This is a genomic window from Paraburkholderia sp., assembly GCF_035501035.1.
Classification (GTDB): Bacteria; Pseudomonadota; Gammaproteobacteria; order Burkholderiales; family Burkholderiaceae; genus Paraburkholderia.
The window spans coordinates 1-11,049 of sequence record NZ_DATJWR010000202.1 but is presented as its reverse complement, the minus strand read 5'-3'; the positions used below and the strand labels follow the sequence as shown (position 1 = coordinate 11,049).

Sequence of the window (11,049 nt, the reverse complement as noted above, 5' to 3'; positions counted from 1 at the left end):
CTTGGCTCACTCGATGTGACGCATGAGGCGTCACAAATCGTCCAACAAAAGCAGTCCGGTACGGATTGCCCGACGCGAACCTGATCGCGCGCACTTTCTGAGTGGAGTACTGAAATGTCTGATCTTGTCTACGACGTGCAGCGCACGGGGCTGCTGCTGGTCGACCCGTACAACGACTTTCTTTCGGACGGCGGCAAGCTGTTTCCGATGCTCCGTGACGTCGCCACAGAGGTCGGGCTGCTCGACAACCTCCGCGCCGCCGTCAATGCTGTGCGAAAAGCGGGTATTCAGGTCGTCTATGTCCCGCATCGTCGCTGGCAAGCCGGTGATTATGAAAAATGGGATCACCCGAATCCGACTCAACGCCTCGTGCAGAAGCGCCAGACCTTCGCCAAGGGTACGTGGGGCGGCGAATGGCATCCTGACTTCGTGCCGCAGGAAGGCGACATCATCGTTCAGGAGCACTGGGGTCAAAGCGGGTTTGCGAATACCGACCTCGACTTCCAGCTTAAACAGCAAGGGATCACGCACGTGATCGTCGTCGGACTGCTGGCGAATACCTGTATCGAGTCCACGAGCCGATTCGCCATGGAACTGGGCTATCACGTCACGCTCGTAAGGGATGCAACGGCCGCTTTCACCCGGGAAATGATGTATGCAGCACACGATTTGAACGGCCCGACTTTCGCCCATGCAATCCTGACGACGGCACAGTTGGCTGCCGCACTTCCCGCGTGATGCAAGGAGCACTCGTGAAACTCACCGGCAATTTGCTAATTGGTGCGCAGGAAGTGTCGGCGACGGCCGGCAGCATGAAGGCGCTGAATCCAGTGATGAATGTCGAGATCGAACCACACTTTGCATTCGGCGGAATCGAAGAGGTCGATCGCGCAGTCCAACTAGCTGACGACGCGTTCGATAGCTATAACCGTACCAGTCTGCCCGAACGCGCTGCGTTCCTCGAACGTATCGCGGATGGTCTCGATGCCATCACGCCGGAACTGGCGCAGCGCGCCTCACTCGAAACCGGCTTGCCGGTCGCTCAGCTCGAAGGCGAGGCTGCGAAATCGGCGATCCAGTTCCGGCAGTTCGCGAACGTCGTTCGCCAGGGACGCTTTCGCCAGGCAACGATCGATCCCGCTCAGCCGGCTCGTCAACCGCGCGCGCGGATGGATCATCGGCTGCAGAAAATCGCACTCGGTCCGGTCGCGATCTTTGGTGCGAGCAATTTCCCGATTTCATACTCGGTCGCGGGCGGAGACACCGCGTCGGCGCTAGCGGCCGGCTGCCCTGTCATTCTGAAAGCGCACAACGGGCACCCGGGCGCGTCGGAACTCATGGGGCGTGTGATCCAGCAGGCCGTGAGGGATTCCGGCCTGCATGAAGGGGTGTTTTCACTGGTACGCGGTGCCGGTAATGAGATTGGTGAAGCGTTGGTCGACCATCCGCTGATCAAGGGCGTGACCTTTACGGGTTCTGAGGGCGGCGGAATGGCGTTGTTCCGGCGCGCGCAGCAGCGTCCGGAGCCGATACCGGTTTTTACCGAAATGACGAGCGTCAATCCGACTTTTGTCCTGCCCGCTGCGCTCGCCGCGCGTGGCGCCGAAATCGGCGATGGGTTTACCGAGCGCATGCTCGTCACCGTCGGTCAGGCTTGCCTGAAGCCCGCGATCCTGCTTGCCGTCGGCGGCCCGGGCTACCTTGAACTAAAGAAAGCGATGATGCAGCGCGTCGACGCGATGCAGGCGCGTACGATGCTGACGCCGGGCATCAACTCGGCGTATCGCAAGAACCTGGAGCGTCAGAGCAAAGCGGGTGCGGAGCGAATTGCGGTCGGCGGCGAACCACAAGGTGCGTGGGATGGTCAATCGGTTCTCTTCGAGATCGCCGGCGCACGCTTGCTCGACAATCCCTTATTGTCGGAAGAGGTTTTTGGCCCCGCCGCACTGCTCGTGCGGGTCGAGGATGTCGAGCAACTCGTCACCATCGCGCGGCGGTTTCGCGGCCAGCTCTCGGCAACCATGCAGATCGATCCGGCCGATTACGCACTCGCTGCACGCCTGCTACCCATTCTCGAACGTCGCACTGGGCGCATCGTTGTGAATGCTTTTGCACATCCGCAAGAGGTGTCATATGCATCGATTCACGGCGGCCCGTTTCCCGCAACGTCGGACAGCCGATTTACCTCGGTTGGCATGAGTGCGATCGAGCGCTTCCTGCGACCTGTGTGCTATCAGGGCTTTCCGAACGAACTGCTGCCGCAAGCGCTGCAGCATGACAATCCGCTCGGCCTCTGGCGTCTCACCGATGGAGAGTTATCCAAAGCGTGATCGACGGACGCCTTGACAGTCACGTGAACGTGATTAGCAGCAGTATTCCGGCAGGACTCTTGCTCGGGATGGGTGGGGAATTCAGAGAGGTGTCTGCCTCATTCTCGCGTTCCGTCGTGATCTGCTTTGCAGCAGTCGCTGTCATCGGGATCCGTTCACACTGGAAAGTCTCGCGAGCCACCCTCCCGGTGAAATCTCCGTCGTCGTAACTCAAGCGCGCCGCGCAAACCTGGTGTGCAGGCGAGGGACCCTGCGGTAGTCAACCGCGATGGACTCCCGCCGCAACACCACAACAGCTAACCCATGGAAAAAGTATGACTGCTGACACTCATGTTACGGCCCCCACGCGTTTCGTCGAGGCCAATGGAATCCGTTACGCCTACAGGCGCTTCGGCGCGGAAACGGGCACGCCTCTCCTCTTCCTGCAGCATTTCCGCGGCGGGATGGACCACTGGGATCCGCTCGTAACGGACGGGCTTGCGAAAGGGCGGCCAGTCATCCTGTTCAACAACGCCGGCGTGGCCAGCTCTAGCGGCGAAACGCCAAATACGATTGAAGAAATGGCGGATCACGCTGCCGTATTCGTAAAAGCTCTGGGATTGTCTCAGGTAGATGCCCTTGGCTTTTCGATCGGCGGGTATGTTGCACAGGAATTCACGCTGCGCCACCCGCATCTGGTTAGAAAGCTCGTGCTTTTGGGCACCGCTCCACGTAACGGCGAGCCGGGGACGGATCCAAAGGTGCTCAAGGTGGCGGGCAACCCGACGCCTGACTTGGAGGATTTCCTGTTTCTGTTCTTCTCACCTTCGGCATCGGGCGAGGCTGCTGGGCGGGCGTTCTGGGAGCGTCGCCACCAGCGCAAGGACCAGGATCCACCTTCTTCCCCTCAGACCGCTCAGGCTCAGGTGGCCGCGCTCCTCGCGTGGCGCGAGGAGCGTGGCGAACGGTATGCCTACCTGAAGACGATTCGGCAGCCAACGCTAGTGGTGAACGGCAGCAACGACGTGATGGTGCCCACCATCAATTCGTTCACGCTGTCCCAAGGTATTCCGAACGCGCAGCTCATCGTGTATCCGGACTCCGGGCACGGCTCACAATTTCAGTATCCGGAACTGTTTGTCAGTCACGCGCGGTTGTTTTTGGACGCCGCGTGACAGGCTGTGTTGAATGCCGGCAGAGAAGGGCTTTCGTATCGCGCACACGTGAGTTGCGACAGGAAATCGATAAGCCGGTGCCAACGAGCACAAACCGTGTGGACCAAAGGCAACGGCGATTCGGAACCCGAGAGCTTTGCCCAGACACGGGCGCGCCACAGGCAATTCCGCGCTCATTCGCTCGCGCGATCGTGCTCGTCAGCCGCATCAGCGGCATCCGCCGCGTCGTCCGGCAAATGTGGGGCCGCGCCCTTAAGCGCCTGCTGCCGCCAGTCTCCCGGCGTCATGCCCATCCACTGAGCAAACACGCGTCGAAACGCAGACACTGACTGGTACCCGACGAGATCGGCAATTGCCTCGGTAGACGATGTGGATTGTCGCAGCGCGTTCGCGGCGGCGCTCATCCGGATATCGGTCAGCAGATCCATCGGGGAGCGGCCGAGACTGGCCTGGAAATGCCGCATGAACGTGGCGCGCGACATGCTGCATAGTTCAGCCAGTTCCGGAAGCGTCCACGCTCGGGCTGGGTCGTTGAACAATGCAGCGGCTGCAGGCGCAAGCCTTGGGTGGGAGGCAAGCGCCAGCACCCCGGTGTGTGACTGACCGGCCTCATCGGCCGCGCGCAGCGTCAACGCAAACAACGCAGACGAAAGCGCGCTCAGGATCGCACCGCTGCCCACCTCGTTGTCCAGCGCTTCAGCGCGCATCAGCGCGACTAGCCGGCTCAGACGTTCGGTCTGCGGGAGGCTCCGTGCGGAGATGCCGATGTCTTCGGTGCGTACCACGAGTTCCGATGGCAGATAGGTCCGGATTAGACGGTCATGGGGCGGCGCGACGACAAATCGTCCGCACAACATGTCCAGCACTTCACCGGTGCCGCTATTTTCGCGGACAAGGAAACTGCCCGAAGCGCGAATCCTGGCTGGAACCGGTGCCGTGCCGCTGCCGTCGTGCAACACGTGCGCCGAACCGTGCGGCAGTAGCACGATGTCACCCGCCCGTAATTCGAGGGTTGCCCCACCCTCCGAATTCTCGAGTAAGGCTCTGCCGGTCAGCACGACGTGGTACGGTATCTCCTGAGCACGGGCATGGGTATATTCGATTGCCCACGGCGTTCCCAAGGCGCACCGAATTTCCAGTTTCCCGGTAACGGTCACGAGTTCCATGAAACGGGTTAGCCAGTCGGTCTGGGATTGCGTTCTGGTTTTCGCGACGACACCGTGTGCATACTTGATCGGCATATCGGCCCCCATTGATATTGATAACATGACCGTTAATCGATCATTCGCTATTTCGACCTGACTTGAGAAGATCGTTCCGCAGCGCCACAAATCGCTTTCCGTACTCTAGCTAACTTGTCTGGCGCGAGGCCAGTCGCCTCAGAGAGATCATGGTCAGGGCGTTTTCGCGGGGCCGTCAACCATTTTTCGCGCATCAGTTAATAATTCTGAACTGCTTCATTAGCATTCCAAACAATGAGGCGGGAGGGGCGGAGACCGACTGTGCGTTTGTCAGGATTGAATGGGCACAGGCCGGGCCGTTCTGACGCTGCTCGTCATGCATAGGACTGGGTATTTGAGTACTCCATCCAGAAAGGGCGCGCGATCCGGTTCACGTCGCGCAGTCCGGGCGGACGGCTTTCGTACGACGATTTGCGACATCTCATTTTCCGGGAGGTTGGCGGCTCACAATACCGCCTCTCCGCCTCTCACCGGACCGCGGAGTGGTGCCCGGTAGTCATGGCAACCGACAGCGGCGAGCCCACGGCAGCGCCTGCGCTTTGGTAGAGCGTCGCTAGCTGAGGGCACCTTTCGCTGCTTGATCCTTTCGAGCACGCCTTTGAGCCATTCACGACTCGGCGAGCGTAACGCCTCAATTTAAAGTGGCGGCTCCTGACCACACCTCAAAGGAATCCATCATGGAAAAGATCGAAAAGGTTCTCGCCTCAGGCAACACCCACGTCACGGTCAATCGTGACCCGAATGCCAAGCCCGGTGCCCTCGACCTCAAGCTGTCGGCGCCCGGCGTGGAAACCCTCGAGTTCGTATCCACCGACCTGCACCCGCGAGCCGAGCAGTTGTTCTCTGGCGCGTGGGCGGGCTGTTACATCACCGTGTTCGGGAAGGTGGCCGCGCTGAAGAAGGTTGCGCTGCCGTCCGACTATTCCGTGGACATCCAGACAAGCATTGGGTCGGTCGGAGGCGGCTATTGCCTCGCTGCCCAGTTCACCCTCCGCGTGCCGGGTCTGGCAACGGAGGTCGTCGAGGGACTCGCGCAGCTGGCCCATCAGCACTGCCCGTACTCGAAGGCTGTGCACGGCAACATCGAGGTCGTCACGAACATCGTTACGGCGTGACCGGATAAGGCGCGCGTGTCTCTTCATGCGCGCCAGCCACAGCATCGGATGGGCCGTGGTTTATTAGCTAAACAGGATGGAAGCAATGTTCAGTCACGTAGTGGTCGGCACCAACGACCTTGGAAAAGCAAAACGTTTCTACGATGCCGTGCTGGGCGCGCTCGGCTATGGTGAAGGTGTGAGCGATGACAACGACAAGCGGCGGCGCTATGTCTATCGCGACGACGCGACACGTTTCATGGTTACCCAGCCGATCAACGGTCAGCCGGCTGGCCCAGCCAATGGCGGAACGATAGGCTTTGCCTGCGAGTCGAGCGAGCAGGTCGACCGGTGGCATGCGGCCGGGGTCGCCAATGGTGGCACATCGATTGAAGCGCCGCCCGGTGTACGTAACACCCCGTCTGGCAGCGTCTATCTCGCCTATCTGCGCGATCCGGATGGCAACAAGATCGGTGCGCTGTATCGCGTGCCGGGCTGAAGCGAAGGACGCCGCCACAGGCGCTCTTAGCCCGCGGCGGCCATAGCGGCAGGCTGGCGTCGCAAGACCTCCATGATGCGAAATAGCCTGCGCCGGTTAGATGGACAACCGGCGCAGTCCATATGGCAGCGGTCCGACGTTTATTACATTGCGATATATCGCGCTTCGTATGTCTCGTGAAACATCAGGCTCCAGCGAAAGACACTACAGATGAAATCCACGGATCAACTGGCACCCGCAAACCCAATGCTCGCCGACTATCTGTGCTTTGCGGTCTACTCCGCGAACCTGGCATTCGGCAAGGCATACAAGCCGATACTCGAGGCGCTCGGGCTCACCTATACGCAATACGTCACGATCATTGCGCTTTGGGAGGAAGACAATCAGACCGTCGGCGGTCTGGGCGAGAAGCTGTTTCTCGAATCCAACACGCTCACGCCGATCCTGAGGAAGCTTGAGGGAATGGGTTATCTGGAAAGGCAGCGCGATCCCGTAGACGAGCGTCAGGTGCGGGTCAGGCTCACGAAAGACGGTCGACAGCTGCGCGAAAGAGCCCTGACTACGGATATCTCTGTGGCGACTGGCTTGGCGTCAGACAAATTCGCTCAAGTGCAGAGGGCGATCGTGGCACTGCGGGACAATCTCATCAAGTCAGTCCAAAACGGCGAACGAGCGCTCAACGATCGTATTGCCGCTTCCATTGGGGATGTCCGATATGGATTACCAGACTGACTGGCTCACTCGTTTCATGGAGCTCTTGACCGTCACCGGGAAAGTGGAAATTCGGTGCGCATTGGGAGCACCGTGGGGAAAAAAATACGCCCAGGCCGGAACTCAGGAAATACCGTACCACATCATATTGACCGGCAGGGTCTTGCTCGAGAATTCGGATAATGGGGCAACCTATGAATTACGGGCGGGGGACATTGCGTTACTGCCGCACGGATCAGCGCATCTGTTGCACGACGGTAGCGGCGCGGCACCGGTTCCGTCCGAGGTTCGTCCTTCGGGCAGTCTCCTTGTTAGCGAAAATGGCGGCACTGGCGAGGTGCTGGACATGCTATGCGGGCGATTTTTCGTCGCGCCGCCTCATGGCCGGTTAATCCGGAGCTATCTACCGTCGGAACTCGTGGTACGTACTGAAGATATTGGCATTGCTGCACAGCGCCTTCCGCAGACCGAACGTTTGAGCCGGCTCGTCGCGCTGATGCGGGCCGAAGCTATGGACAACGAAGTGGGCAGCGGCGCGATCCTGAACGCACTTTCGTCCGCGTTGTTTGCGTTGACGCTGCGAGCGGCTGGTGAGTCCGGTCAGGCACATACCGGGGTGCTGGCGCTCGCCGCCCACCGAAGGCTCGCGCCTGCGGCAGCTGCAATGTTCAGCGACCCAGTTCGAGCGTGGACGCTTCCGGAACTGGCCGGACTTTGCAGCATGTCGCGCGCCACGTTCATGCGGCATTTCCAGGCCAGTCTCGGCCGCTCCGCGATGGATCTGCTGACCGATATCCGAATGAGCGCCGCCGCGAACGCACTACGACAGTCCACATCGTCCACCGAAGCGGTTGCCGATCTGGTCGGGTATCAGTCGGTATCTGCGTTTCGGCGCGTGTTTAGGCAGCGGATGGGGGTGACGCCAGGCGACTGGCGGCAGCAGGGGCTTAAGGGCGCGCCCCCGCATTTATCGGACGACGCGGCGCGGCAGACGCAGCTGACGAGCGCGATCGCGGGGGGAGGCGAGTGAATGCGGGACTACCCGTCGTGGGCCCGGGTCTGGGACGAAGCGCTCGCGTGCCGAATCACCCTTACGGGTGCACAGCGGGGCATGCGCCTTTAGTGTGAAGGATGGTCAGTCGAGGGCCTCGCGCTGCGTGGTGCGCAGCGTAGCGGGAAAGAAAGGCCTGCCCAGCTGGCGAGGCCAGGGCCGGGAAGAGCAGGTACCAGGTGATGCGCTGATTGGTTGCTGCTCACGATATGGGCTGTATGAACTGATACCTGAGCAATCAGATACTTTTGCGCGCGTCACATGCGAGCGTTTCACATTTTGGCTTCCGAACCGTATTCCACTGAATTTTGAAAGTTCTCAGAAAGGGGGCGTTAAGATCGGCGTGACGCGATTGATAAATTTTTCAGCCAAATCTTTTTCAAAAATTAGATAAACTAATCATATATAGATGATGTAAGATGGATGAGATAAATATTATTTAATATTTTATTCATGCATTTAAACCCAGCCATCTTGTCTGGGTTATTTTCGTGAATTGATGGGGAAGAATAACTTGCATTTAAACCATCATGTAGTGTTCGTTTTTTAAGAAGAGAAACTCGGGTTTCGTTTCTCTGCACATATCTTTGGTCTGATCCGACTTTGTCTGCGTGGAAATGGAGGATTGGCTGGAGTCGTCGCGTTGATATTCCTGCCTTCGTCGCGAATACAGGGTGCACTGCTTTCTTGAGAACTTAATAAAGGAAGCGAGAGTCTCCGCACCTCGCTTGCACCGCATTGCGTGCATGTCCGCGCCGCAGTGCTTCCACGCTTTCCGTAACAGATCTGGAGGAGAGACCGATGACCGACCGCCCCGTCACCGAGGACGTCCGGGCCAGCCGCAACTGGCTCGGGGTTGTTCTGCTGATTCCCTACGCCGCGCTGCTGTGGCTGCCGTTCTACAACGACAGCCATCCTTCGCTCGCCGGCTTCCCGTTCTTCTACTGGTACCAGTTCCTGTGGGTCCCGTTGACCTCGCTGCTGCTGTACTTCGTCTACCGGAGCACGAAATGAGCGAGCTGAATCCAGTCAACCCGGTCGCGATGACCGTCTTCGTTGCGTTCTTCGCGCTTGTCACCGTGATCGGCTTCTTCGCCGCGCGCTGGAAGGCTGGCGACCTGTCACAGCTGCATGAATGGGGCCTCGGCGGCAGGCAGTTCGGCACTGTGATCTCGTGGTTCCTCGTCGGCGGCGACTTCTATACCGCCTATACGGTGATCGCCGTGCCCGCGCTGGTCTACGCGGTCGGCGCCTATGGTTTCTTCGCGCTGCCGTACACGATCATCGTCTATCCGTTCGTATTTGCGGTGATGCCGAAGCTGTGGAAGGTCGCTCACGCGAAGGGGCATATCACGGCGGCCGACTACGTGCACGGCGAGTTCGGCGGCAAGTGGCTGCCCGCTGCTGTCGCGCTGACTGGCATCGTCGCAACGATGCCGTACATCGCGCTGCAACTGGTTGGCATGCAGGTCGTGATCAAGGGTCTTGGCGTGTCGGGCGAACTGCCGCTCATTATCGCCTTCCTGATTCTCGCGCTCTATACGTACACGAGCGGCCTACGCGCGCCGGCCATGATCGCGTTCGTCAAGGACATCATGATCTACATCGTCGTGATCGCGGCGGTGTGCCTGATCCCGATGAAGCTCGGCGGGTATGGTCATGTGTTCGATGCGGCGGACAGCTACTTCAAGGCGAAAGGCGGGGCGACCGGCATCCTGCTCAAGCCGTCGCAGTTCACCGCATACGCCTCGCTCGCACTCGGCTCGGCGCTCGCCGCATTCATGTATCCGCACACGATGACGGGCGTACTGTCGTCGGCGTCCGCCACGACCGTTAAGAAGAACGCGATCTTCCTGCCCGCCTACACGCTGTTGCTCGGCCTCATCGCGCTGCTCGGCTACATGGCGATTGCCGCGGGCATTCACGTGAAGTCGCCGACCGATGTCGTGCCCGCACTGTTCACGTCGCTGTTCCCCTCCTGGTTCGTCGGCTTCGCCGCCGCGGCGATCGCGATCAGCGCGCTGGTGCCGGCCGCGATCATGTCGATCGGTGCCGCAAACCTGTTCACGCGCAACCTGTGGCGTCCGCTCGTGTCGCCTTCGATGTCGCCGGCCGGCGAAGCCTCAACGGCGAAGATTGTGTCACTCGTCGTGAAGTTCGGCGCGCTGATCTTCATCGTCGCGCTGCCGACGCAGTTCGCGATCGACCTGCAGTTGCTCGGAGGCGTGTGGATCCTGCAGATCTTTCCGGCGATCGTTTTTACGCTGTACACGCGCCGGCTCAGTTCGGCCGGCGTGTTGGCAGGATGGCTGGTCGGCGTCGTGCTCGGCACCGGTCTCGCGGCGTCGCAGGGGCTCAAGCCCGTGTTCACGCTGCACGTGGGCGACTCCGCGTGGCCGCTCTACATCGGGTTGATCGCGCTTGCCGCCAACATCGTCGTCACGTTCTCGGTTTCGCTCGTGGTGCCGGCTCGCCAGAGCGCTGCGACGGGGACAATGACCGCCTGAGGGCCGCGTCGCAGCCGTCACGGCTCACGGCGCCTGCACCATGAGCCATGAGCCGTGAGCCCGACCCGCGCAAACGTCGAAAATCTGCTTCGCGCGACCTGCAACGGAAAGCCCGCCGACGCGCGCGGGAACCTCGTCGACCGCACTCGGCAGGCGTCGATGTGGAAAAATCTGCAGAGCGCCATCGCATTGAAATGCCAACGGGTACCTGTTTTCGCCAGGGCAGGGGAGTGACGAAGACACGGGGCCGCCGTTCGCCAGTGGATCGAAGCACTGTGTCTCTTCGTACCATTCGTGCTGCGGCCGCCGAGGCCCGGTAACTAACAGCGCTCGCCGAGCCGTAGGGCGTCGCGGTCATTCGAAATGCTGCAGTCCGCCGTCGAGTTGCATCCGCGACGATCATCTATGTCTGGATGTGTGGTCAGACTTTTTCATGTACGGGTACCCGTTCTTGATTGACTT

General features: G+C 60.2%; 10 protein-coding genes. 9 read left to right on the top strand and 1 reads right to left on the bottom strand.

The features are described from left to right. The first annotated feature begins 114 nt into the window (after positions 1–114). From VMJ11_RS14345 to VMJ11_RS14335, 3 genes are all read left to right on the top strand, one after another. The gene (locus tag VMJ11_RS14345) at positions 115–738 is read left to right on the top strand and encodes an isochorismatase family cysteine hydrolase (protein WP_325620057.1); all 624 of its coding nucleotides are present in this window, start codon (positions 115–117) and stop codon (positions 736–738) included. 14 nt (positions 739–752) lie between these two features. Further along, positions 753–2,330, top strand: a complete 1,578-nt coding sequence (locus VMJ11_RS14340; protein WP_325620056.1) for an aldehyde dehydrogenase (NADP(+)) — start codon at positions 753–755, stop codon at positions 2,328–2,330. A gap of 314 nt (positions 2,331–2,644) precedes the next feature. Then, positions 2,645–3,484 (top strand): alpha/beta hydrolase, encoded by an 840-nt coding sequence (locus VMJ11_RS14335; RefSeq protein WP_325620055.1) that lies wholly within the window; start codon positions 2,645–2,647, stop codon positions 3,482–3,484. A gap of 173 nt (positions 3,485–3,657) precedes the next feature. Here the strand turns inward: VMJ11_RS14335 and VMJ11_RS14330 are convergent, their stop codons facing one another. Then, the gene (locus tag VMJ11_RS14330; RefSeq protein WP_325620054.1) at positions 3,658–4,725 is read right to left on the bottom strand and encodes an AraC family transcriptional regulator; all 1,068 of its coding nucleotides are present in this window, start codon (positions 4,723–4,725) and stop codon (positions 3,658–3,660) included. Positions 4,726–5,402: 677 nt separating this feature from the next. Between VMJ11_RS14330 and VMJ11_RS14325 the strand changes: the two genes are divergently transcribed. The 6 genes from VMJ11_RS14325 (at position 5,403) to mctP (ending at position 10,587) form a co-directional block, all read left to right on the top strand. Further along, complete coding sequence (locus VMJ11_RS14325; protein ID WP_325620053.1) at positions 5,403–5,840, top strand: OsmC family protein; 438 nt, start codon at positions 5,403–5,405, stop codon at positions 5,838–5,840. Between the two features lie 85 nt (positions 5,841–5,925). Further along, positions 5,926–6,318, top strand: a complete 393-nt coding sequence (locus VMJ11_RS14320) for a VOC family protein (protein ID WP_325620052.1) — start codon at positions 5,926–5,928, stop codon at positions 6,316–6,318. A 210-nt stretch (positions 6,319–6,528) separates the two neighbouring features. Continuing rightward, complete coding sequence (locus VMJ11_RS14315; protein ID WP_325620051.1) at positions 6,529–7,050, top strand: MarR family transcriptional regulator; 522 nt, start codon at positions 6,529–6,531, stop codon at positions 7,048–7,050. Continuing rightward, positions 7,034–8,059, top strand: a complete 1,026-nt coding sequence (locus tag VMJ11_RS14310; RefSeq protein WP_325620050.1) for an AraC family transcriptional regulator — start codon at positions 7,034–7,036, stop codon at positions 8,057–8,059. Before VMJ11_RS14315 ends, VMJ11_RS14310 begins: the two co-directional genes overlap by 17 nt. A gap of 822 nt (positions 8,060–8,881) precedes the next feature. Beyond that, positions 8,882–9,094, top strand: a complete 213-nt coding sequence (locus VMJ11_RS14305) for a DUF3311 domain-containing protein (protein ID WP_325620049.1) — start codon at positions 8,882–8,884, stop codon at positions 9,092–9,094. Beyond that, a complete protein-coding gene (mctP, locus tag VMJ11_RS14300) occupies positions 9,091–10,587 on the top strand; it encodes a monocarboxylate uptake permease MctP (RefSeq protein ID WP_325620048.1) in 1,497 nt (498 codons plus the stop codon). The genes VMJ11_RS14305 and mctP overlap by 4 nt, the downstream gene beginning before the upstream one ends. Positions 10,588–11,049 lie beyond the last annotated feature (462 nt).